Raw genomic sequence first — 22,546 nt, 5'->3', positions numbered from 1 at the left:
GCGATCGGGGCGCGGCGTCCGGCGGCTCAGCGCACCAGTATCAATAACGCTCTCGCGCCTGGTTTGTTCCCTCACCCCGCGGGGGAGGCTGTCGAACTCGCCCGGCGGCCGGGTCGGCGGCCGGGTCAGTCGGGGATGATGCTGACGCTGACCTCGGGCACCGGCATGGGGTTCGCGCCCTGGATGCGCTCGGGCGTCCAGTAGTCGGCGACCCCGTTCGGGTCGTCCGTGAGCTCCTTCAACACCACGTCGGGGTCGACCTCGGGGGTGGACCGCGGCCCGGTGAGGTCGCCGTCGCCGGAATCGTCGGGGGAGACCTCGACCGATCCCCCGTGGCCGCCCGCCCCAGGGCCGAGCTTGGCGGCGGGAGCGTCGCCCACCTTCGCGACGTCGTCAAGGCGGCCGGCGAAGGCGGCGGCGGTGACCGACGCCCCGCCCACGATGACGACGCCGACGAGCACGGCGGAGGCCATCATCTTGTGGGCCGGCGTGAGGCGGATCGGTTGCATGCGGCGTCCCCTTCCCCCGCTCTCATAGACGCACGACGGTCATCCGCGGTTCCGGTTCTTGAGTTCGACCATATCGGGTTTGCCGTTCGGCAGGAGCGGGATCTGGGACACCAGCTCGACGGCGCGCGGCGCGGCATAGGCGGGCAGCCGCTCCTTGGAGAAGGCCCTCAGCTCGCCGAGAGTGACCTCGCCGGCATCCCGGGGGATCACGACGGCGACCACGATCTCGCCCCACTCGGGGTCGGGCCTGCCCACCACCACGACGTCGCGTACGGCCGGGTGGCCGGCCAGGACCTCGGCGACCGCGCCGGCCACGACCTTCCGGCCGCCGGTGTTGATCACGTCGTCGGCCCGGCCCAGCACGGTGAGCCGCCCGTCCTCGATCGAGCCCAGGTCGGAGGTGACGAACCAGCCGCCCTCGAAGGGCCGTTCCTCGCGCAGGCGGTAACCCGAGAACAGCACCGGGCCCGCGATCCGCACCCGCCCGTCGCCGCCGATCTTGACCTCGACGCCGTCGAGCGGCACGCCGTCGTACACGCACCCGCCGCTCGTCTCGCTCGAGCCGTACGTGGTGACGATCGTGGCCCCCGCCGCGTGGGCCTCGGCCAGCAGGCCCGAGGACGCGGCGGCCCCGCCGAGCAGGATCGTGCCGAAAGCCGCGACGTCGGCCCCCGCGTCCAGCATCCGCCGCAGCTGGGTGGGGACCAGCGAGACGTGGTCCGCCCCGCTCGCGGCGACCTCGGCGGGGGAGAACCGCGCGTGGACGATCGGCTCGGTGCCGCACAGCAGCGACCGGACGAGCACCTGCGCGCCCGAGATGTGCGACGGCGGCAGGCAGCACAGCCAGCGGTCGCCCTCGCGGGCGCCGAGCCTGGCCAGCGAGGCGCGGGCCGAGGCGAGCAGCGCCTCGGCCGTCAGCTCCACGCCCTTCGGGACGCCGGTGGAGCCGGAGGTCGCGATGATCAGCGCCGCGTCGGACGGCTCTCCGTCCGGCTCGCGCCGTACGCCGTCGGCGGTGACGACGTGGGTGGGGCGCAGCGCGGCGAGCGTCGCCTCCAGCGCGGGCCGCGGCAGGTCGGGCGACAGCGGCAGCACGGCGGGCCCGTCGCCGGTCAGGGCCTGCCGTACGGCCTCGGACAGGGCGGGCCCCGGAGGCAGGACGAGGGCGTGCACGGGTCGCTGTCTTGGGCGATGTCCTGGACGGCTGAGCACGGTCGTAAGGTTAGTCCCGGCGCGGTGGCCGGAGGCTCACCGCCTGGTTGGTGACGACGAAGGAGTGGGCGTGACGAGCGGGGTCGACTGGAAGCGGTCGGGCGAGTACGAGGACATCATCTACGAGACCGCGGAGGGGATCGCGAAGATCACGATCAACCGCCCCGAGCGGCACAACGCCTTCCGACCCACGACCTTGTTCGAGCTCCGCGAGGCCTTCAACCGCGCTCAGGAGGACACCGAGGTCGGTGTGATCATCTTCACCGGCGCCGGGGACAAGGCGTTCTGCTCCGGCGGCGACCAGAAGATCCGCGGCGACGACGGCTACGTGGACGACAAGACCCACGGCATCGGCCGGCTCAACGTCCTGGACCTGCAGGTGCAGATCCGCCGCTGCCCCAAGCCGGTCATCGCCATGGTGGCGGGCTACGCGATCGGCGGCGGCCACGTGCTGCACGTCTGCTGCGACCTGACGATCGCCGCCGACAACGCCAGGTTCGGCCAGACCGGCCCCAAGGTGGGCTCGTTCGACGGCGGGTACGGCTCCTGGCTGCTCGCCGAGACCGTGGGCCTCAAGCGAGCCCGCGAGATCTGGTACCTGTGCCGCCAGTACGACGCCGAGACCGCGCTCCAGTGGGGCCTGGTCAACGCGGTGGTGCCGCTGGAGCGCCTGGAGGAGGAGACCGTCCAGTGGGCCCGCGAGCTGCTGGAGAAGTCGCCCCTCGCGCTGCGCATGCTGAAGGGCGCGCTCAACGCGGTGACCGACGGCGCGGCCGGCATGCAGCAGTTCGCCGGCGACGCGACGCTGATCTACTACATGAGCGAGGAGGCCCAGGAGGGCCGCGACGCGTTCAAGGAGAAGCGCAAGCCGGACTTCTCGAAGTTCCCCCGCCGCCCGTAGAAGGTCGCGTGATGACGGCGGCCTCTCGGTTTTGCCGTACGCTTGCGGCTGCGGGAACGGGAGGAGACGGGCGGGTGGACAGGAACCGGGCCGGCCTGGGCGTTCTGGAGGCGCGGCGGTGAACCCGGCGACCGCCCTCTCGACCGTCCTGATCGACGAACTGGTGCGCTGCGGGGTCACCGATGTGGTGCTCGCCCCGGGCTCCCGGTCCGCGCCGCTGGCGCTCGCCGCGCACGCCGATTCGCGGGTGCGACTGCACGTGCGCGTCGACGAGCGGTCGGCCTCGTACGTCGCGCTCGGCCTGGCCAAGCGATCCGAGCGGCCGGTGGCCCTGATCTGCACCTCGGGCACGGCGGCGGCGAACTTCCACCCCGCCGTGATCGAGGCGTCCGAGTCGGGCGTGCCGCTGCTCCTGCTGACCGCCGACCGGCCGCCCGAGCTGCGCGGCACCGGCGCCAACCAGACGATCGACCAGGTCAAGCTGTACGGCTCGGCCGTGCGCTGGTTCGCCGAGGTCGGCGTGCCGGAGGAGCGGCCGGGCCAGGTGGCCTACTGGCGGTCGCTGGTGTGCCGGGCCTGCCAGCGGGCCGCAGGGCCGCCGGACCCCGGGCCCGTCCACCTCAACGTGGCCTTCCGCGAGCCGTTGATCCCCGACGGCGACGCGAGCTGGTGCGAGCCGTTGGACGGCGACGCCTCCGGCGCGTGGTTCCGCGCGCGGGTCGCGCCGCCCTCCGCCGCCCTGCACATCCCGCCGACCCGGCGCGGGGTGCTGGTCGTCGGCGACGGCGCCGCCAACGTGCGGCGGTACGTGGCCGCCGCGGGCATGGCGGGCTGGCCCGTGCTGTCGGAGCCCAACGGCGGCGGCCGTTACGGCGACCACGCGATCTCGGCCTACCACTTCCTGCTGGGCGACCAGGAGTGGGCCGACGCCCACCGGCCCGACGTCGTGGTCACCCTCGGCCGCCCCGGGCTGTCGCGCCCGCTGCTGTCGTGGATGCGCCGCGCCGAGGAGCACATCGTGGTGGCCTCCGACCTGACCCGGTGGCCCGACCCGACCCGCTCGGCGACCCAGGTGGCCCAGGCCGTGGAGATCCCGATCGCGGCAGGCGGGGACGCCTGGCTGCGCGCCTGGCGGCACGCCGACCTCGTGGCCCGCGAGGCGATCGACGGGGTTCTCGACTCCTCCGGGATGACCGAGCCGCGGCTGGCCAGGGACCTCGTCGAGGTGCTGCCCAACGGCTCGCTGCTGTTCTGCGGATCGTCCATGCCGATCCGCGACCTCGACCAGGCCATGCACCCCCGGCGGGGGCTGCGGCTGATGGCCAACCGGGGGGCCTCGGGCATCGACGGCCTGGTCTCCACCGCCGTCGGCGCCGCGCTCGCCCACAACGGCCCGGCGTACGCGCTGATCGGCGACCTCACGCTGCTGCACGACCAGAACGGGCTGATCCTCGGCCCGCGCGAGCCCCGGCCCGACCTGTGCCTGGTGGTGGTGAACAACGACGGCGGCGGGATCTTCTCGCTGCTGCCGCAGGCCGCGCTCGAGGACCCGTTCGAGCGGGTCTTCGGCACCCCCCACGGGGTGGATCTCGGCTACCTCGCCGCCGCGAGCGGCCTGCCGTACGCGCTGGTTGAGGAGCCGGAGGAGCTGTCCAGGGCGATCAAGGGGGACGGCCTGCGGATCGTGGAGGTCCGCACCGACCGGGTGCGCAACGCGGCCGTCCACGTCGCGATGCGCGACGCCGTACGCGCTGCGATGCGCGACTGATCGTCTCCGTCGGAGGTGGGGCGAGCCTCTCATTCCGGCGGCGTACCCGCGTTGGTCCTTCAGGCGGATGTCGCACTCGCGGGGCGACGGCAGAATGGGTGCTGTTACCGCGTTGAGGAGTGAGATGCACGTCGACGAGTGGCTGCAGACCATCCCGTCCGTCTGGGTCTATGTGCTCGTGGGCGCCGTCATCGGGCTGGAGAGCCTGGGCATCCCGCTCCCGGGTGAGATCGTGCTGGTGAGCGCCGCGCTGCTGTCGGCCAGAGGGGTCGTGGACCCCGTGGTCGTCGGGATGTGCGCGAGCGGCGGCGCGATCGTGGGGGACTCGATCGGCTACCTGATCGGCCGCAAGGGCGGACGGCAGCTGTTCGACCGGCTGGGACGGCGTTTCCCCAAGCACTTCGGCCCCGCGCACATCGCCAAGGCGGAGCACATGTTCAACCGCCACGGGATGTGGGCGGTGTTCTTCGGCCGCTTCATCGCCCTGCTGCGGATCCTCGCCGGGCCGCTGGCCGGGGCCCTGCACATGCCCTACTGGCGCTTCCTCGTCGCCAACGTCCTCGGCGGCGTCGCGTGGGCCGGCGGGACCACGGCCGCGATCTACTACCTGGGCGTGGTGGCCGACAAGTGGCTGAAGGGCTTCTCCTGGGTGGGGCTGGTGGTCGCCGTCCTGGTCGGCCTGGGAACTACGGTGTGGCTCAAGCGCAAGGCCGCCAAGGCGACGGCCGAGGAGGAGAGCGTGCCGGAGACCGTCAGCGCCTCGTAACGCGCGGTCCGTTTCCCGCCAGCCCTCCGGACGGCCGCAAGGCCACGATGAGGGCATGGCATTCGAGATCAGGGCCATCGCGCCCGACGTGCTTGACCAGCTCAGGAAGACCGACGACGCCGGGCGCGGGCCGCGCCGGATCGTCGATGAGGAGGGCGGCAGCCCGCTGCGCTGCTGCCTGCGCCGCTCCCGGCCCGGGGAGGCGGTCCTGCTCGCGGCCTACGCGCCGCTGCGCCGCTGGGCGGTGGAGACCGGCGCCGACCCCGGGGCGTACGAGGAGGTCGGGCCGGTGTTCGTCCACGAGGAGCCGTGCGAGGGACCCCCGCCCGGCTACCCGGCGGCCATGGGCGGCGCGCGGCGGGTCTTCCGCACCTACCGGGCCGACGGGTCCATCCTGAACGGGCACCTCGTGGAGGCGCACCAGTCGGCCGACCCCCTCGCGGCGTCGATCCTGCTGGACACCCTGCTGGAGGACCCGGAAACGGCGGTGGTCCACGTCCGGGCGGTGGAGTTCGGCTGCTTCATGTTCGAGGTACGGCGCATTGTGTTGGAGAATCCCACTACGACCGATGCGCCGGTTCGTTGAGGCGGACGAAGCAGCGGCGGGAAAGGACGCCTAGCGTTCGGGCAACGGCCCGGCGACGAAAGGACCCCCTCCGATGGTTGAAGCGGCAGGACGGTGGCAGACCCGGCTCGGTGAGCTGATCGCCGAGTACGAGGTGCCCGGCGCGACCCTGGCCTTCCTGCACGAGGGAGAGGTCCACGAGTTCGCCGCCGGCGTGCTCAACGTCGCCACCGGTGTCGAGGCGACCCCCGACTCACTCTTCCAGATCGGCTCGATCACGAAGCTGTGGACCTCGACGCAGATCATGCTCCTCGTCGAGGAGGGGCGGGTCACCCTCGACACCCCGGTGCGGGAGATCCTGCCGGAGTTCAAGGTGGCGGACCCGGAGGTGACCAAGACGGTCACGCTCCGGCACCTGCTGTCGCACACCTCGGGCATCGACGGGGACCTGTTCCTCGACACCGGCCGGGGCGACGACTGCCTGGAGAAGTACGTCGAGGCGTGCGCGGACCTCGCGCAGAACCACCCGCTCGGCGCCACCCAGTCGTACTGCAACTCCGGCTTCTCCGTCCTGGGGCGGGTGGTCGAGCGCCTGACCGGCAAGGTGTGGGACGCCGCGCTGCGCGAGCAGGTCGTCGAGCCGCTGGGCCTGACCCACACCTGGACCCTGCCGGAGGACGTCCTGCGCTTCCGCGCGGCCATGGGCCACATGGGCGGCGCGCCCGCGCCGATGTGGGGCCTGATGCGCTCGGCCGGGCCGGCCGGGCTGATCTGCGCCCGCGCCGCCGACGTCGTGGCCTTCGCCCGCGCCCACCTGGAAGGCGGCCTGCTGGCCGACCCGCGGGCGATGTGGGAGCCGCAGGTCGACGTCCCCAACCCGCACACACTGGGCAGGCAGTGGGGGATCGGCTGGATCCTCGACGAGTGGGACGGCCGCCGGGTGATCTCCCACGGCGGCAACACGATCGGCCAGGCGGCCATGCTCTGGGCGGTCCCCGACGCGGGCACGGCCGTGTGCGTGCTGGCCAACGGCGGCCAGACCGGCGCCTTCCAGCACGCGGTGGCCACCGAGTTGTTCGCCGACCTGCTCGGCCTGACCGTCCCGCCCGTGCTCGGCCCGCCGGCCGAGCCGTACGAGACCGACGTGGAGCGGTACGCCGGGGTCTACGAGCGGGCCGGCATGCGCATCACGATGACCGTGCGCGACGGAGCGCTCGCGACGCACATGGAGGCCACCGGGGCCCTCGCCGGCGCGCAGCCGCCCATGGACTTCGACCTCGTGCCGGTGGACGACGTCACCTTCGTCGGCCGCCCGCAGGGGCAGCCCGACTGGTGGTCGGCGGTGTTCTTCCAGCTCGCCGACGGCACGCCGTACGTCCACTTCGGCGCGCGGGCCACGCCCAGGATCGGCTGAAACGAGAGATGACCGCACGGCCGCGCGCCAGCCTGCGCCGGGTCCTGGAGGACCTCGGCAGCACCGTGCTCGACGTGGCCGCCTCACCCGGTGACCTCGACGCCGAGGTCACCGGGGTGCACATCTACGACCCCCTGGACGAGCCGCTGCTCCAGGAGGGGGCTCTCGTGCTCGCTGTCGGGGTGGACTCGGCCGAGCGGATCCGGGCCCTGCTCGACGCGGCCGGTCCGGCGGCCGGCGTCGTCGTCAAGCAGCCCGTGGAGGTGGACGAGCCGCTCCGCGCGAAGGTCCTGGAGACCGGGGTCGCGGTGCTCGGCCTCACCCGCGCCGCCTCCTGGGCCCAGGTGGCGGCGCTGCTGCGCTCCCTGCTCGCGGAGCTACGCGGTGAAGGCGATCTCGCCGAGCCCGGAGAACCCCCGCCGGACGGCCTGTTCTCGCTGGCCAACGCCGTGTGCGCGCTGCTGGACGCGCCGGTGACCATCGAGGACCGCTCCTCGCGGGTGCTGGCCTACTCCGAGCGCCAGGAGGAGGCCGATCCCGGGCGGGTGGCGACCGTGCTCGGCCGCCAGGTGCCGGAGCGGTACCGGCGGATGCTGGAGGACGGGGGCGTCTTCCGCCGGCTCTACCAGAGCCGCGAGCCGATCTACATCGAAATGCACGACGAGGGGATCAACCGGGCGGCGGTGGCCGTCCGCTCGGGGGACGAGATCCTCGGCTCCATCTGGGCGGCGGTGCGCGAGCCGCTGAGCGAGCAGCGGCGGCGCGCCCTCGCCGACGCCGCCAAGATCGTCGCGTTGCAGCTCCTGCGGCAGCGCGCCGGGGCCGACACCAGCAGGCGGCTGCGCGCCGACCTGCTGTCGACCGTGCTCGCCGGCGGCCGCGACGCGGCGGAGGCAGCGGGCCGGCTGGGTGTTGCGAGCGAGCGCCTGTGCGTGCTCGCGGCGCAGCTCACCGAGGAGACCTACGACGACGCCGCCCGGCTGGAGGGCGACAGGCAGCGGTTCTGCGACGCCCTCGCCCTGCACGTCGGGGCCATCCACCCCAAGGCCGCCGCCGCGCTGGTCGGCTCCGTCGCCTACGCCGTGCTGCCCCTGCAGGCCGGCGGGCAGGAGGAGACGCGGGCTGTACGCGTGGCGGAGAGCTTCCTCACCAGGGTCGGTCCCCGGCACGCGGCCAACATCGGCGTGGGGCGCCTGGCGGCCGACCTCACCGAGGTGGCCCGGTCGCGGGCCGACGCCGACCGGGCGCTGCGGGTGCTGCGTGCCAGGGGCGCCTCCGGCCAGGTGTCCGGGTACACGAGCGTGCACTTCGAGGCGTTGCTGCTCCAGCTGTCCGACCTGGTCAGGGCGGACAAACAGGCGCCTACCGGGCCGTACGAGCGGCTGCTCGCGTACGACGCCGAGCACGGCAGCGAGCTGGTCGCCACCCTGCGGGCCTATCTGGACGCCTTCGGCGACGTCAACGCCGCCGCCGCGCGGGTCCACGTGCACGCCAACACGTTCCGCTACCGCCTCAAGCGGCTGACCGAGATCGGCGGGCTGGACCTGGCCGACCCCGACGCGCGGCTCAGCGTCATGCTCCAGATGCGCGTCTTCGGCCGATAGCACGACGCGCGCCGGAAGAAGCCGCAACCCGCGTGAAGGGACTCACGCGACTTCGATGAGCAACCGATGGTTGCGCGAAGTCGGCCTCTTGGATAGATTGACGTGCAACCAAAGGTTGCAGGAGGCTGACATGGAGTTCGGCACCATCGAGCGCGAGATCTACATCGAGGCGTCGCCGGAGATCGTCTTCGAGGTGGTGAGCAGCCCCGACCACCTCAAGGAGTGGTGGCCGGACGACGCCCGATACGAGCCGGCACCCGGGTCGGCGGGGGAGATCGTCTTCGGTGACCCCGCCGCCGGCGGGGCGGTGGTGCCGTTCACCGTCGTCGACGCGCGCCCACCGCGGACGTTCTCGTTCCGCTGGACGCACCCGGCCGGCGAGGTCGCGGCCGAGGGCAACTCGCTGCTGGTCACCTTCGACCTGACCCCCTCAGGCGGTGGGACGCTGCTCAAGATGACCGAGTCCGGCTTCCGTGAGATGGGCTGGGAGGCCGCCGTCCTTGAGCAGCAGTACCAGGAGCACGTCACCGGCTGGGACTTCTACCTGCCGCGGCTGGCGCCGTACGTCGCGACGCTGCGGGTGCGGCCATGAGCACCACGGTGGCCGAGAACGTCGACGACGACCTCTGGTCCGCGATCGGAGACCCGACCCGGCGCCGGATGCTCGACCTGCTGCTCATCGAGGGCGACGGCACCGCGACCTCGCTGGCCCAGCAGCTCCCGGTCACCCGTCAGGCGGTGGCCAAGCACCTCGGCGTCCTCGACCGGGCCGGTCTGGTCCGGGGGACGCCGGCGGGCCGGGAGAAGCGCTACCGGGTGGACGACGCCCAGCTCGCCCGCGCGGTGGCCCAGCTGTCGTCGGTCGGGGCGGCGTGGGACGCCCGGCTGCAGCGGATCAAGCGGATCGCCGAGGCGATCCAGCGCACCCAACAGGACTGACGAGACCAAGGAGAGCCGGAGATGGCAGACATTCTGCACAGGATCGGGGTCAGGACCCCGACACCGGAGAAGGTGTACGACGCGCTGACGACCGTCGAGGGCCTCGCCGGCTGGTGGACCGACGACACGAAGGGGAGCGGCGACGTCGGCGGCGTGCTCGAGTTCCGGTTCCCGCCCGGCGGCTTCGACATGGAGGTCGTCGAGCTGCGGCCGTCCGAGCGGGTGGCGTGGCGGGTGGTCGACGGCCCCGAGGAATGGATCGGGACGACGATCGACTGGGATCTGCGTCAGGACGGCGACTACACGATCGTGCTGTTCAGGCACCGGGGCTGGAAGGAGCCCGTGGAGTTCATGCACCACTGCAGCACCAAGTGGGGGACGTTCCTGATGAGCCTGAAGTCCCTGGTGGAGACCGGCGAGGGCGCGCCGGCGCCCCGGGACGTGCAGATCAGCGACTGGCACTGAGCGAAGCGGCTGGCACTGAGCGAAGCGGCTGGCACTGAGCGAAGCGGCTGGAACTGAGTAAAGCGGCTGACGCTGAGCCGGACCTGCCGTTGCTCATCGGGACCGGGGTCGTAGCCCGTCGAGGATGAGCTGGGCGATGTGCGCGGAGCGCTCGCGGCTGGTTTCCGCGCCGGCGTGGCGGATCGCGGCGAAGGCGCCGGCGACCAGTGCCATCACCTCGTCGGCGGTGAGATCGGGGCGCACCGCGGCGGCTGCGTGCGCGCGATCGAGCAGGTTCGCGACATGGCGAGTGAGATCCGCCGCGACGTCCGGGGCGGCGGTGCGCAAGTCGAACTCGGCGGCCACCAGCGCGCTCTTCACCGCCGCGTTCTCCGCGCCGCCGGCCATCATCGCGGACAGCAGCGTGAACAGGGCTGCGGGATCGCTGGTGGCGGCGAGTGTTTCCGCTTCCGCCACCAGTTGCCTGAGCTGGTCGGTCGCGACGGCGAGATAGAGCGCTTCCTTCGTCGGGAAATGCCGGTGGACGGTGCCGGGGCCGACGCCCGCGCGACGGGCGATCTCATCGAGCGAGACACCGAGACCCTCCGTCGCGAACAGCCGCTGCGCGGTCCGCAGGACGCGTTCGCGATTGCGGCGCGCGTCGGCCCGCAGCTCCCGGTCGCTTCCGCGACCTGCCGTCGGATTCGCTGGGACCGGTTGAGGCGGCTGGCTGGACATGTCGGTACAAGCATAACCGGGGCGCCGCACCGCATAGCATGGCGATAACCGGGGCGGCGCACCGGTTATGGCGCGCGCCGCTCCTCATGTCCCGATCCGTCAGCCGCGAGGAGACCACGCCGATGACCACACGCGAGGACGCGAGCGCCCCAGTACAGCCGGTGCAGCCCGTGCAACTGGTGCAGCGGATGCAGGAGTGCTTCAACAGCCGGCGGTTCGACCAGGCCGCAGACCTGCACACTCCCGGCTTCTTCAGCCATCCGCTCGGCGCCACAGGGTTCGAGGCGGGAAAAGACGCCTGGCGAGCGCTCGTTGCCCGGTTTCCCGGCATGCGCGTAGTCGCCCAGGACATCCTGGTCGACGGCGACAGGGCCGCCGTTCGGTCGACCGTCGAGGGGATCACGGACCCGGACTGCGACGCGCAGCCCATGCTGTTCGAGATCTTCCGCTTCGAGGACGGCCGGTTCGCGGAGATGTGGGGGGCCAGCACGGGATTCCCGCCCGCGGCAAGCCCCGAGGATGTGACCGCTGGATGAGCCGACCGGTTCTGGCATCAACAGAAGTCGGCGGCGACCTTGCTCGGCACAGGCCGGGGGGCGCTCAACGAGGTGTGTGCCCTCACGCCGCCGCAGGTACCTGTGCCGATCGGCGTCAGAGCGGGATCCACTCGGTGGCGACGGTGACCTCGTCCAGCAGCGACGGGATCGGCTCGACCCCGATGCCCGGGCCGGTGGGCACGGTCAGATGGCCGTCCTCGAGCTCGAAGGGCGGTGTGATGTCGGTGCTGTAGTAGCGGCGGGAGCCGGAGGTGTCGCCGGGCAGGGTGAAGCCGGGCAGCGCGGCCAGCGCGACGTTGGCCGCGCGTCCGATGCCGGTCTCCAGCATGCCGCCGCACCAGACCGTGACGCCGTGGGCGCGGCACAGGTCGTGGATGCGCCGGGCTTCGAGGTAACCGCCGACCCGGCCGGGCTTGATGTTGACGACCGAGCAGGCGCCGAGCGAGATGGCCGCCGCCGCGTGCTCGGCGGACTCGATGGACTCGTCCAGGCACACCGGGGTGCTGATCGAGGCGGCGAGCCGGGAGTGCTGGACCATGTCGTCGTCGGCCAGCGGCTGCTCGATGAGCAGCAGGCCGAACTCGTCCAGCCGCGCCAGGTGCGGGGCGTCGGTGAGGGTGTAGGCGGCGTTCGCGTCGACCTGCAGCGGCAGCTCGGGTCCGAAGCGCTCGCGCACGGCCCGTACGGGCTCCAGGTCCCAGCCGGGCTGGATCTTGAGCTTGATGCGGACGTACCCCTCGTCCAGGTAGCCGGCGACGGCGTCGAGCAGTTCGGGGACGGAGTTCATGATGCCGACCGAGACCCCGGCGGCCACGCGGCTTCTCGTGGCGCCGAGGAAGCCGGCGAACGACTGCCCGGTGGCACGCAGGTGGGCGTCCAGCACGGCCGTCTCCAGCGCCGCCTTGGCCATGCGGTGTCCCTTGATCGGGCGCAGCGCCTCGTTGACGGCGTACGGGCCGGGCCGCGGGGGCAGCGCGGGGATCAGGAAGCGGCGCAGCACGTCGGCCGCGCCTTCGGCGTACTCGGAGGAGTAGAGCGGCTGGGACATCGCCACGCACTCGCCCCAGCCCTCGGCGTCGGGCGTGACGACGCGCAGCAGCAGCACGTCGCGCCGTGTCTCGGTGCCGAAGGACGTGCGGAACGGCGCGACCAGCGGCATCGCGATCCGCCGCAGCTCGATACCCGTGATCTTCATGCCTGTGGTCCTCATGCCCGTGGTTGTCATGACAGTGCGCGGCCGTCGCCGCCTCTCCCTTCCTCGGGGGCGCCCCGGCGGACGACGTAGCAGGACTTGTCGTGGAATCCGGTGACCTGTGCGCCGTCGCGCAGCAGGCCGCCGAGCACTTCGCGCAGGGCCAGCCGCCAGGCCCGGGCCGCGGCCGGATCGGTCACGCGCAGGGTCTCGATGTCCCCGGGCACGGCGACCAGCACCGTCTTGGCGTCGGTGCGGCCTCGTGCGGGCCGGCCGCCGTCGTCGTCCAGCCCCGTGACCGCGTCCGGCGGGATCTCCACCGGGAACGGCTCACGCCGTACGGCGGCGAGCACGGGCGGCGAGGTCAGGCGCCAGACGGCGAGCACCCGGTCGGACTCGTCCCCGGCGTTGATCGCGTCGCCCATGATGCCGTAGAAGGCCGGCAGGTACTCCTCGGGCCGGGCGCCGAGCTTGGCGAGGTTGAAGTGGGCGTTGCGGCGCACCAGCGGATCGTACGTCCAGGTGATCGTCTCCAGGCCGCGCTCGAGCGCCCACTCCCGCTGGTGCAGCTTCAGCGCGAAGCCGGCGCCCTGCCCGGAGAGAGCCCCGGTCACGTGGGAGTGCAGCGCCCGCCGTGGCGGGGCCGCGACGAACCCGACCGACGCGCCGACCAGCCGGTCGTGCCGGTAGGCCCCGGCGACGTAGTTCCCGGCGTGCGAGAGCGCCCGCATCATCTCCACCGTGATCGGCTCGCCTCCGGGATCCGGGCGCCAGATGCCGCCGAACAGCCGGCAGACCTCCTCGAACTCCTCGATGGCGTGCAACTCGCGCAGGCACAGTTCGTGCGGACGCGGTTCGTGCGGATGCGGTTCGTGCAGGTTCAGCTCGCGCAGGTCCAGCTCGTCGGGGCCACTCATCCGCGCACCGCCTCGACCAGGCCCGCCAGCAGCGCCGCACGGCCCGGCATCTCGGCCACGACCACGTGCTCGTCGTCGGCGTGCGCGCCGCCGCCGACCGCGCCGAGCCCGTCGAGGGTGGGGCAGCCCACCCCGGCGGTGAGGTTGCCGTCCGACGCGCCGCCGACGGCGGCGCCCGCCAGGGGAGCGAGCCCGAGGCCGGCGGCGACCTGCTGGGCGAGCGCGAACAGGCCGGCCGACGAGACCGGTTCGAGCGGCGGGCGGTTCGGGCCACCGAGAATCTCCAGGCGGGTGCCGGGCGTCCGGGGCGACAGCGCCCGCATCAGCGCGTCCACGCGGAGCTGGGCCGCGACGGTCGGCACGCGGACGTCGACGGCCAGGCGGGCCAGTGCGGGCACGGTGTTCATGGTGGTGCCGCCGGACAGCAGCGTGGGCGTAACGGTCGTGCCGTCCAGGCTTCCGTCCGGGCCGTCCGCGGCCGCCATCGCGGCGACGGCGAGGATCTGGTGGGCGAGCTCGACCCCGGCGTTGGCCCCCTTGCCGGGGTCGAGACCCGCGTGGGCGGCCCGGCCGTGCACCACGACCTCGTACGCCGAGATGCCCTTGCGCGCGGTCTTCAGCGCGCCGCCGTCGGCGCTCGCCTCCAGCACGAAGGCGGCGGCGCGGCCGCGCGCCGACTCCTCGACCAGGGCGCGTGAGGACGGCGCCCCGACCTCCTCGTCGCCGGTGACCAGCACGCACACGCCGTCGGGGGAGGGCAGCGCGGCCAGCGCGTGGAACATCTGCACCAGCCCGGCCTTCATGTCGAACACCCCGGGCCCCCGCGCGACCCCGTCGGTGACCGACCACGGCCGCGTACGCAGGGAGCCGATGGGCCAGACCGTGTCGTGGTGACCGAGCAGCAGCACGCGCGGCTCGCCGAAGCTCCACCGCAGGTGCATCACCCCGTCGATCACGATCGTCTCCGGAGGTACGCCGAGCAGGCGGCGTCCCTGGCCGGCGACCACGGCGGCGCTGCGGGCCACCGCGTCGTGGTCGGCGGAGAACGACTCGCAGCAGACGAGTTCCTCCAGGTCGGCGAGCATGGCAGGGAGATTCACCGCCGTCGTCACCGGGGCCTGCCCAGCTCGGTGCGGAACAGCCGCCGCACGTTGCCGCCGAGGATCTTCAGGATCTCGTCGCCGGGCAGGCCTCGCCGCAGCAGGGCCTCGGTGACCAGGGGCAGCCCGCGTGGCCCGTCCAGTCCGGGCAGGGCGGCGCCGGGGTCGATCCCGTCGAAGCCGAAGTCCTCACAGCACGGGGGAGTGACGTCGTGCAGCACCTCACGGACGAAGTCGGGCCCCAGCCCCACGTGGTCGATCCCGGCGACCTCGGCGACGTGCTCGATGTGGTCCACCAGCCGGTCCACGGTGTGGTCGGCCGGGTCCTCGGCGAGGAAGACGGGGAAGAAGTTGACGCAGACGACTCCGCCGGTGGCGGCGACACCGCGGATCTGCTCGTCGGTGAGGTTGCGGTGGTGGTCGCGCAGGGCGCGGGCGGACGAATGCGTCGCCATCACCGGGCGGGCGGCCAGCTCCAGCACGTGCTCGACCCCGCGTGCCCCCAGATGGGAGACGTCGAAGATCATGCCGAGCCGCTCCATCTCGCCCACGGCCGCCACTCCGGCGTGGGTCAGCCGGCCGCCGGTGGCGTCCTCGCCGCTGCCGTCCGCCAGCGGCGTGCGCCCCCAGTGGGCGATCGAGGCGACCCGTACGCCGAGCCGGTGCAGGGTGGGCAGCAGTTCGACGGAGGAGTCCAGGCCGGGCATGCTCTCCAGCGCCAGGACCAGGGCGATCACGCCGTCGTCGAGCGCCCGGTCGACCTGCGCGCCGTCCAGGCACAGCCGTACGGCGTCCGCGTTGCCCTCGGCCAGCGTGTGCGCGCACTCGATCATGCGCAGGGTCTGGCGCAGCGCGCCCTCGGGACGGTAGCGGTCGTCGATGAAGACCGGCAGCACCTGGAGGTCCACTCCGCCGTCCCGCAACTGGGGCAGCCAGCGTTCGCGGAAGAACTCCGCCCACCGGGCCGGCGGGCGTTCCGCGACCGCCATCAGCAGGTCGTTGTGCGTGTCCGCGACGACCGCGCGGTGGTGGAGACGCTGGTGGGGGTGCTGGTGGAGTTCGGCTGGCACCCCGCTGACGGTACGGCAGGGAGGGAGCGCGGCAATTCGTCCGGTCTCACCAAAGAACGGCGCAATCTTCGTCCATCCGTCCAATGGCCTCACATTACTTTGTAAAGGCGGTCGGCTGAATAAGCTGACCTTGTGGCAGCGCCGTACCGGACGATCAGGGACATCGTCGAGCACGAGATCGAGATCCGCCGTTCGCGTTTCTTCTGCGTGCTCGCACCGGCGGCCACGGAGGAGGCCGCGCGGGAGTTCGTGGCCGAGCGCAGGCGGCTCTACGCCGACGCGACCCACAACTGCTCGGCGTACGTCGTCGGCGAGAGCGTGCGCAGGGCGGACGACGACGGGGAGCCGGGCGGCACGGCTGGCACGCCGATGCTGGAGATGCTCACCCGGCGCGGCTTCGCGGACGTGGTCGCCGTCGTCACCCGTTACTTCGGCGGGGTTCTGCTGGGCGCGGGCGGGCTCGCCCGGGCGTACGGCGGCGCGGTGGGGGAGACGCTCGACCGGGCGGAGGTGGTCGAGATGGTCCCCGCGGCGGTCGTGACCGTGTCGGTCGGCCACGCGCAGGCCGGAAGGCTGGAAAGCGACCTGCGCGCCTCGCCGTACGCGCTGCGCGGTGTGGATTACGGCTCGCGGGTCGCCTTTGAGGTGGCGGTGGCCGAGGACCGGCTGCCCGTCTTCGAGGAGTGGATCGCGGCGGTCACCGCCGGGCGGGCCCAGACCGCGCTCGGCGGCACGGTCCACCTCGCCCGCTGACGCGGGTCCCACCTCGCCCGCTGAGGCGAGGTGAGGCGCGTCACCCTTCCAGGGCGTACCGCATCACGCGGAGCTTGGCCTGCGCCTCGGCGAGTTCGGCGGCGGGGTCCGACCCGGCCATGATGCCGCAGCCGGCGAACAGCCGGGCGCGCCTGCCCGAGACGTACGCGCAGCGCAGCGCGATGCCCCACTCGCCGTCGCCGCGCGAGTCGATCCAGCCGACCGGCCCGGCGTAGCCCGCGCGGTCCATCCCCTCCAGTTCGCGGATGACGCCGAGCGCGGCGCCGGTGGGCGTTCCGCCGACGGCGGCCGTGGGGTGCATGGCGGCCACCACGTCGAGCACCGACGCGCCGTCGGACAGCCGCCCGGTGACCCGGCTGGCCAGGTGCTGGACGTTCGGCAGCACCAGCAACTCGGGGCGGTCGGGTACGTCGAGCGCCGAGCAGAGGGGAGCGAGGGCCTCGCGGACCGAGGCGACCGCGCAGGCGTGCTCGTGGCGGTCCTTCTGCGAGGCGTACAGCGCGGCGCCGCGGGCGGCGTCGTCGGCGGGGTAGGCGCCGCGCGGCGTCGTGCCCGCGAGCACCAGCGACTCCACCGCCTGGCCGGTGTGCCTCACCAGCAGTTCCGGCGTCGCGCCGACCAGCCCGTCCACGGAGAACGTGTAGCACTCGGGGTAGCGCTCGGCCAGCCGTCCCAGCAGCACGCGGGGGTCGATGTCCCGCTCGGCGACGGCCGTCAGGTCGCGGGCGAGCACGACCTTGTCCAGCGCGCCGTCCCTGATCCGCCGTACGGCTCGCGCGACCCGGTGCTCCCACTGGGCCGCGGTCAGTGAGCCGTCGGCGTACCGGATGCGGCCTGGCTCTCTCGGTGGGGTGACCAGGTCGAAGGCGTCGTCGCCGATCGTGGTGAGCCAGGCGCGGCCGTCCCTGCGGGCGAGCACCACGCGGGGGACGACCAGCACGGTCCCCTGTGCGTCGCCGTCGAAGGTGAAGGAGCCGAAGGCGACCGGTCCCGAGCCCGGCACGCCGACCTCGTCCTCGATGAGCGCCCCGGCGAACAGCGACGAGAGCCACCCGCGCGCCCAGTCGAACCGGCCGGGGCCGGGCGGCACGGCGGCCCGTGCCGCCTCCCCCCAGCCCACGAGTCCCTCACCGTGTCTGATCCAGGCGTACGGCGCGGCGTCGGGCAGACGCGCCAGCAGATCGTCAGGGTCGCTCACCGCGACCGTGCGAACCACGAGGGGCCGGATAAGAGCGACACTCACCCGACTCACTCTACGCAGGATCTGAACATGTTCGACAAGAGGCCCCCCTTGCGGCCTCGGGCTCCCTCTGTCAAGCCGCGATAGGAACTTGGTCATGGAAGGCTCGCCTTCCCTGGTGGCGATAGAGCGCACCTCCACGCGATCCCTACCTTTGATCTCCCGGAGGTGCCCATGATCAAGAAGATCACGCCGGTCCTGGCCGTGAGCGTCCTGCTCGTGCCGACCGTCGCCCACGCCCGCACGACGCCCGCCGTGATGGCGGCGCTGGGCGACTCGATCAGCGCGGGGTTCAACGCCTGCGGCTGGTACGTCGCCTGCACGTCCCGCTCGTGGTCCGCGGGCGACTTCCCGTCGGTGAACAGCCACTACCTGCGCCTGCTCGCCATGGGGAGCGCGATCAAGGGGCACAATCTGAACTTCGCCGTCCCGGGGGCGACCAGCGCCGACCTGGCCGGGCAGGCGCGGCAGGCCGTTCAGGCCGGAGCCGGCTACGTCACCGTCCTGATCGGCGCGCAGGACGCCTGCGTGGGTTCCGAGAAGGAGATGACCCCCGTGGGGACGTTCCGGCGCAACATCGACGAGGCCTTCGACGTGCTGCGGCCCACCGGCGCGCGGGTCTACGTCGCGAGCATCCCGGACGTCAAGCGCCTGTGGCGGGTCGGTAAGGAAAACGGCTGGGCGCGGATCTTCTGGGGAATCGGCCACATCTGCCAGTCGATGCTGGCCAATGCGAAGTCCACCGCGAAGAAGGACGAGGCCAGGCGCGACCGGGTGCGCGAGCGGGTGATGGACTACAACGAGCAGCTCAGGCAGGCATGCGAGAGCTACGGCTCGGCCTGCCGCTACGACGGGGGCGCGGTCTTCTCCTATCCCTTCACCTTGAAGCAGGTGAGCGCGTGGGACTACTTCCACCCCAATGCCGACGGGCAGAAGGCCCTCGCCAAGATCACCTTCGACGCGGGCTTCTTCTCCGACGTCGAGCCCTGATCCCGCGCTCAGCCCGATCCTGAGCCCGCGCGGCGGAGGCGGTCGAGGGTCTGCTCCAGTTCGTCCTGCAGCACGCGGCCCGCGCCGTCGGCGTCACCGCTCTTGACGGCGCCGACGAACGCCGCGTGGGCGTCGTCTCCCGGGTTCGGGTCGCCCGCCCGCAGGTCGAGCAGGTCCACCAGGGCGACCAGGCCCTCTCGCAGCCGCGGGACGAACTCGGCGAACAGATCCGTCAGCACCGGGTTGTGCGCGGCGGCGACGACGGCCGCGTGCAGGGCGATGTCGGCGTCGACGAAGGCGGCGTCACTCTCCCGCGCGGCGGCCCGCCGGGCCTCCAGCGCCGCGTGCAACGCCGTCACGTCGTCCGGCGTACGGCGCAGCGCCGCCAGCCGGGCGGCCTGCACCTCGACCAGCATGCGCACCTCGTAGACGTCGGCCACGGCGGCCCGGCGCAGGCGGGCCGTCCAGTCCTCGGCGGGACTGGTGGCGATGACGAAGACCCCGGCGCCCTGCCGTGCCTGGACCAGCCCGGCTCCGGCCAGCGCGCGCAGGGCCTCGCGGACGGTGGAACGGCCCACGCCCAGGGTCTTGGCCAGGGTCGTCTCGCCGGGCAGCCGGGTGCCGACCGGCCAGCGGCCCTCCGCGATCTGCTCGCGCAGGCTCTCGACGGCCTGGTCGACGAGGGGACTGCGGTGGAGCGCACCGAGCGCCATCGAGCTTCACCTCTCAGGTTGTCTGAGGAGTTGTCTTGTGGTTAGTCTAACCGCCATGACGCCGCACCGGTCCTTCGGCCTTCTTTCCGGCCTGCTTCTCGGCCGCCGCGGCGGGGTTTGATCCGAGACCGGCGCCCCGCCGCGGGGTGCCGTGCCGCCGGTCGCCGCAGACCGATCGAAGGATCATCTCCGTGACCACCGTCTCCACTCCCTTCCCCGCGATCCGCACGCCTTTCCCCACGCTTCGCACCCCGGACGGCCCGGTGCCCTCCGATGCCCCCGCCTGGAATCCCCAGCGGGGCAGCGCGATGCCGTACCACCGCTACCGGCCCGCGCACGAGCGGGTCGAGATTCCCGAGATCCCGCGCGCCTGGCCGGGGCGCAGGATCGAGCGGGCCCCGCTGTGGGTGCCCGTGGACCTGCGCGACGGCAACCAGGCGCTGGCCGAGCCGATGGACACGCCGCGCAAGCGCCGCATGTTCGACCTCCTCGTCGCGATGGGGTTCAAGGAGATCGAGGTCGGCTACCCGTCGTCGAGCCGGACCGACTTCGACTTCGTCCGTCACCTGGCCGCGAGCGGCGCGGTGCCGGACGACGTGACCCCGGTGGTGTTCACGGCGGCCCGCCGCGACCTCATCGAGCAGACCTTCGCCTCCATCCAGGGCATGCCGCGGGCGGTGGTGCACCTGTACACCGCGACCGCGCCGGTCTGGCGCGACGTCGTGCTCGGACAGGACCGGGCCGGGCTGCACGCGCTCATCCGGGAGGCCGCCGGTCATCTCGCGCGGCTCGCCGACGCCATGCCGGGAACGGCGGTGCGGTTCGAGTTCTCCCCGGAGGTGTTCAACTGCACCGAGCCCGACTTCGTCCTGGAGGTCTGCAACGGCCTCACCCGCCTGTGGGACGCCTCGCCCGACCGGCCGGTGATCCACAACCTGCCCGCCACCGTCGAGATCGCCACGCCGAACCTGTACGCCGACCAGATCGAGTACATGCACCGCCACCTCGAACGGCGTGACGCGGTCATCCTCTCGGTCCACCCGCACAACGACAGGGGCACGGGGGTGGCCTGCGCGGAGCTCGCCGTCCTGGCCGGGGCGCAGCGCGTCGAGGGCTGCCTGTTCGGGAACGGCGAGCGCACCGGGAACGTCGACCTCGTCACCCTCGCGCTCAACCTGTACGCGCAGGGCGTCGACCCGATGGTCGACTTCTCCGACGTCGACGTCATCCGGCGGACCGTCGAGGAGTGCAACCGCCTGCCGGTCCACGTACGGCATCCGTACGGAGGAGACCTGGTCTACACGGCCTTCTCCGGCACACACCAGGACGCGATCAGCAAGGGTCTCGCCCATCACGAGCGCGCGGCGGCCGAGCGGGGCGTGCCGGTGGGGGAGGCGCCCTGGTCGGTGCCCTACCTGCCGATCGACCCGGCCGACGTCGGCCGCACGTACGAGGCGGTCATCCGGGTCAACAGCCAGTCGGGCAAGGGCGGCATCGCCCACCTCCTCCAGGCGCACCACGGGCTCGACCTGCCGAAGGCGCTGCGCGCCGAGTTCTCCCGCGTCGTCCAGGACGTGACGGACCGCAGCGGGCGGGAGGCCACGCCGAAGGAACTGCTCGAGTTGTTCCGCGCCGCGTACACGGCGGAGGACGGGCCCATCACGCTGTCGTCCTGGACCGCCGGCGGCGACGGCTTCCACTGCCTGGTCCGGCGGGACGGGCGCGAAAGCGAGGGCACCGGCGCGGAGCCGGAGACGGCCCTCACCGCCGCGCTGGAGGCGTCCGGGATCGCGGTGGAGGTGCTCTGGCAGGGCGGGCATCCCGTGGAGGGCCGCGCCGTCGCCTACGCCCGGTGCCTCGTGGGCGACACGTCCGTGTGGGGGACGGGCGAGGACGCCGACGCCATGACGGCGTCCGCCCGGGCGGTGCTCGCCGCCGTCAACCGCTCCCTGGCCGGGCGGCTGTAGTGACCACGAGAGGCTCGCGGCTTTGTCGCAGGCCTGCCGTCGATCCTGGCCGCCGAAGCCGCCGCTGCCCGGTCGTGCGGCTGGACTCTCCCACTGTGGGAGGCCTCATGCTCCTCACGGAAAGGAGAGCGACACATGGCTATCGTGAAGGACGTCGAGGTCCGCGGCACGCACCACTGCGAGACGACGGCGCTGGGGGTGCTGTTGCGGCATGAGGGACTTGATCTGTCCGAGCCCATGCTTTTCGGGCTGGGCTCGGGCCTGTCCTTCATCTACTGGGACAGCAAGGGCATGGCGTTCCCCTTTCTCGGAGGCCGCGTCAAGCCTTTCGCCCTCACCAGGAACCTGGCCGCCAGGCTGGGGCTGACGTTGACGGCCGAGGAGACCACCTCACCCCGCAAGGCGTGGGAGAACGTGGCCGCCCCCATCGACGCCGGTCGGCCGGTCGGCCTGCAGCTTGACTGCTACCACCTGGACTATTTCCGCTCCAAGGTGCACTTCGGTGGTCATGTCGTCGCGATGTACGGCTACGACGAGCACGACGTCTACCTCGTGGACACCGAGCAGCAGGGAGGAGCGGTGCGCACCAGCCGGGCCGGCCTCGCCACGGCACGGGCCGCACGCGGCCCGATGACCGCCAGGAACCGATCCTTCACCATCACCCTGCCGCCCGACCCGCTTTCCTGGCAGGACCAGATCATCCCCGCCATCAAGGACTGCGCCGACGCCTTCCTCGCCGCTCCCATCGCGAATCTGGGCCATCGCGGCATCGAGAAAGCCGGCAAACAGGTCCCCAGATGGCTGCTACGCGCCGGCGACCCGCGGCAGGACCTGCCGCAGGCCGCCCTCCTCATGGAGAAGGGCGGCACCGGAGGTGCCCTGTTCCGCGCCCTCTATCGAGACTTCCTCGACGAGTGCACCCGGCTGATCGACGACGGCGACCTCCGCACCGGCCACCGGTTGTACGCCGAGGCCGCCGTCCTGTGGACGCACGTGTCCACCCTGATCGCGAAGGCTGGAGAGAGCGGCGACGTGGGGTGCCTCGAGCAGGCCGGCGTCATCCTCCACGATCTTTCGCGCATCGAGAAGGACGCCATGCAGGTGCTGCGCCGGTTGTAGATGGCCTGAGTCACGTTCAAGTCGTCCCGGCACCAGGCCGGTGGCGC

Annotated in this window: 23 protein-coding genes; 14 read left to right on the top strand and 9 right to left on the bottom strand. The window is 72.6% G+C overall.

What is annotated here, in order from left to right; genetic code table 11:
* Positions 1–125: 125 nt before the first annotated feature.
* Together ACQEVJ_RS23450 and ACQEVJ_RS23445 are read right to left on the bottom strand one after the other, a co-directional pair.
* Positions 126–509 (bottom strand): hypothetical protein, encoded by a 384-nt coding sequence (locus ACQEVJ_RS23450; RefSeq protein WP_433104360.1) that lies wholly within the window; start codon positions 507–509, stop codon positions 126–128.
* Positions 510–548: 39 nt separating this feature from the next.
* Positions 549–1,682, bottom strand: a complete 1,134-nt coding sequence (locus tag ACQEVJ_RS23445; protein ID WP_433104358.1) for an AMP-binding protein — start codon at positions 1,680–1,682, stop codon at positions 549–551.
* A 109-nt stretch (positions 1,683–1,791) separates the two neighbouring features.
* Between ACQEVJ_RS23445 and menB the strand changes: the two genes are divergently transcribed.
* The 9 genes from menB to ACQEVJ_RS23400 all read left to right on the top strand — a co-directional run bounded on the left by menB (position 1,792) and on the right by ACQEVJ_RS23400 (position 10,143).
* Positions 1,792–2,622, top strand: coding sequence for a 1,4-dihydroxy-2-naphthoyl-CoA synthase (menB, locus tag ACQEVJ_RS23440; protein ID WP_433104356.1), 831 nt, complete (start codon positions 1,792–1,794; stop codon positions 2,620–2,622).
* A 118-nt stretch (positions 2,623–2,740) separates the two neighbouring features.
* Positions 2,741–4,390: a 2-succinyl-5-enolpyruvyl-6-hydroxy-3-cyclohexene-1-carboxylic-acid synthase gene (gene menD / locus ACQEVJ_RS23435; RefSeq protein WP_433104354.1), complete on the top strand. Its 1,650-nt coding sequence runs from the start codon at positions 2,741–2,743 to the stop codon at positions 4,388–4,390.
* 124 nt (positions 4,391–4,514) lie between these two features.
* Entirely contained in the window at positions 4,515–5,156 is a 642-nt protein-coding gene (locus ACQEVJ_RS23430; RefSeq protein ID WP_433104352.1) for a DedA family protein, read from the top strand.
* A 55-nt stretch (positions 5,157–5,211) separates the two neighbouring features.
* Positions 5,212–5,742: a DUF1203 domain-containing protein gene (locus tag ACQEVJ_RS23425; protein WP_433104350.1), complete on the top strand. Its 531-nt coding sequence runs from the start codon at positions 5,212–5,214 to the stop codon at positions 5,740–5,742.
* 73 nt (positions 5,743–5,815) lie between these two features.
* The gene (locus ACQEVJ_RS23420; protein WP_433104348.1) at positions 5,816–7,135 is read left to right on the top strand and encodes a serine hydrolase domain-containing protein; all 1,320 of its coding nucleotides are present in this window, start codon (positions 5,816–5,818) and stop codon (positions 7,133–7,135) included.
* Between the two features lie 8 nt (positions 7,136–7,143).
* Complete coding sequence (locus ACQEVJ_RS23415; RefSeq protein ID WP_433104346.1) at positions 7,144–8,739, top strand: PucR family transcriptional regulator; 1,596 nt, start codon at positions 7,144–7,146, stop codon at positions 8,737–8,739.
* A 130-nt stretch (positions 8,740–8,869) separates the two neighbouring features.
* Positions 8,870–9,331, top strand: a complete 462-nt coding sequence (locus ACQEVJ_RS23410) for an SRPBCC family protein (protein WP_433104344.1) — start codon at positions 8,870–8,872, stop codon at positions 9,329–9,331.
* The gene (locus tag ACQEVJ_RS23405) at positions 9,328–9,678 is read left to right on the top strand and encodes an ArsR/SmtB family transcription factor (protein ID WP_433104342.1); all 351 of its coding nucleotides are present in this window, start codon (positions 9,328–9,330) and stop codon (positions 9,676–9,678) included. The genes ACQEVJ_RS23410 and ACQEVJ_RS23405 overlap by 4 nt, the downstream gene beginning before the upstream one ends.
* Positions 9,679–9,699: 21 nt before the next feature.
* A complete protein-coding gene (locus ACQEVJ_RS23400) occupies positions 9,700–10,143 on the top strand; it encodes an SRPBCC family protein (protein WP_433104340.1) in 444 nt (147 codons plus the stop codon).
* 93 nt (positions 10,144–10,236) lie between these two features.
* Here the strand turns inward: ACQEVJ_RS23400 and ACQEVJ_RS23395 are convergent, their stop codons facing one another.
* Positions 10,237–10,860: a TetR/AcrR family transcriptional regulator gene (locus ACQEVJ_RS23395; protein WP_433104338.1), complete on the bottom strand. Its 624-nt coding sequence runs from the start codon at positions 10,858–10,860 to the stop codon at positions 10,237–10,239.
* Between the two features lie 122 nt (positions 10,861–10,982).
* Between ACQEVJ_RS23395 and ACQEVJ_RS23390 the strand changes: the two genes are divergently transcribed.
* Positions 10,983–11,396, top strand: a complete 414-nt coding sequence (locus ACQEVJ_RS23390; protein ID WP_433104336.1) for an ester cyclase — start codon at positions 10,983–10,985, stop codon at positions 11,394–11,396.
* Positions 11,397–11,511: 115 nt separating this feature from the next.
* Here ACQEVJ_RS23390 and menC read toward each other — a convergent pair whose 3' ends face one another.
* The 4 genes from menC to ACQEVJ_RS23370 are packed head-to-tail and all read right to left on the bottom strand — an operon-like array spanning position 11,512 to position 15,696.
* Positions 11,512–12,612: an o-succinylbenzoate synthase gene (gene menC, locus ACQEVJ_RS23385; RefSeq protein ID WP_433104334.1), complete on the bottom strand. Its 1,101-nt coding sequence runs from the start codon at positions 12,610–12,612 to the stop codon at positions 11,512–11,514.
* A 26-nt stretch (positions 12,613–12,638) separates the two neighbouring features.
* Positions 12,639–13,526 (bottom strand): GNAT family N-acetyltransferase, encoded by an 888-nt coding sequence (locus tag ACQEVJ_RS23380; protein WP_433104332.1) that lies wholly within the window; start codon positions 13,524–13,526, stop codon positions 12,639–12,641.
* On the bottom strand, positions 13,523–14,638 hold the full coding sequence (locus ACQEVJ_RS23375) for a M20 family metallopeptidase (RefSeq protein ID WP_433104330.1): 1,116 nt from the start codon (positions 14,636–14,638) through the stop codon (positions 13,523–13,525). Before ACQEVJ_RS23375 ends, ACQEVJ_RS23380 begins: the two co-directional genes overlap by 4 nt.
* The gene (locus ACQEVJ_RS23370; RefSeq protein ID WP_433104328.1) at positions 14,635–15,696 is read right to left on the bottom strand and encodes a dipeptidase; all 1,062 of its coding nucleotides are present in this window, start codon (positions 15,694–15,696) and stop codon (positions 14,635–14,637) included. The genes ACQEVJ_RS23375 and ACQEVJ_RS23370 overlap by 4 nt, the downstream gene beginning before the upstream one ends.
* 132 nt (positions 15,697–15,828) lie before the next feature.
* Between ACQEVJ_RS23370 and ACQEVJ_RS23365 the strand changes: the two genes are divergently transcribed.
* Positions 15,829–16,449 (top strand): IMPACT family protein, encoded by a 621-nt coding sequence (locus ACQEVJ_RS23365; RefSeq protein WP_433104326.1) that lies wholly within the window; start codon positions 15,829–15,831, stop codon positions 16,447–16,449.
* A gap of 40 nt (positions 16,450–16,489) precedes the next feature.
* Here ACQEVJ_RS23365 and ACQEVJ_RS23360 read toward each other — a convergent pair whose 3' ends face one another.
* Positions 16,490–17,713 carry an isochorismate synthase gene (locus ACQEVJ_RS23360; protein WP_433104324.1) on the bottom strand — a complete coding sequence of 408 codons (1,224 nt, stop codon included), beginning with the start codon at positions 17,711–17,713 and terminating at the stop codon, positions 16,490–16,492.
* 171 nt (positions 17,714–17,884) lie between these two features.
* Here ACQEVJ_RS23360 and ACQEVJ_RS23355 point away from each other — a divergent pair, with 171 nt between their 5' ends.
* Positions 17,885–18,700, top strand: coding sequence for an SGNH/GDSL hydrolase family protein (locus tag ACQEVJ_RS23355; protein WP_433104322.1), 816 nt, complete (start codon positions 17,885–17,887; stop codon positions 18,698–18,700).
* 8 nt (positions 18,701–18,708) lie between these two features.
* On the opposite strand, the gene ACQEVJ_RS23350 is transcribed toward ACQEVJ_RS23355, so the two are convergent.
* A complete protein-coding gene (locus ACQEVJ_RS23350) occupies positions 18,709–19,413 on the bottom strand; it encodes a FadR/GntR family transcriptional regulator (protein ID WP_433104320.1) in 705 nt (234 codons plus the stop codon).
* 308 nt (positions 19,414–19,721) lie between these two features.
* Between ACQEVJ_RS23350 and ACQEVJ_RS23345 the strand changes: the two genes are divergently transcribed.
* Both ACQEVJ_RS23345 and ACQEVJ_RS23340 read left to right on the top strand, forming a co-directional pair.
* The gene (locus ACQEVJ_RS23345) at positions 19,722–21,380 is read left to right on the top strand and encodes a 2-isopropylmalate synthase (RefSeq protein ID WP_433112931.1); all 1,659 of its coding nucleotides are present in this window, start codon (positions 19,722–19,724) and stop codon (positions 21,378–21,380) included.
* Between the two features lie 135 nt (positions 21,381–21,515).
* The gene (locus ACQEVJ_RS23340; RefSeq protein ID WP_433104318.1) at positions 21,516–22,499 is read left to right on the top strand and encodes a BtrH N-terminal domain-containing protein; all 984 of its coding nucleotides are present in this window, start codon (positions 21,516–21,518) and stop codon (positions 22,497–22,499) included.
* The last annotated feature ends 47 nt before the right edge of the window (positions 22,500–22,546 follow it).

Source organism: Microbispora sp. CA-102843 (assembly GCF_050936215.1).
In the GTDB taxonomy this organism is placed as follows: domain Bacteria; phylum Actinomycetota; class Actinomycetes; order Streptosporangiales; family Streptosporangiaceae; genus Microbispora.
This window is presented reverse-complemented; position numbering and strand designations above follow the sequence as displayed.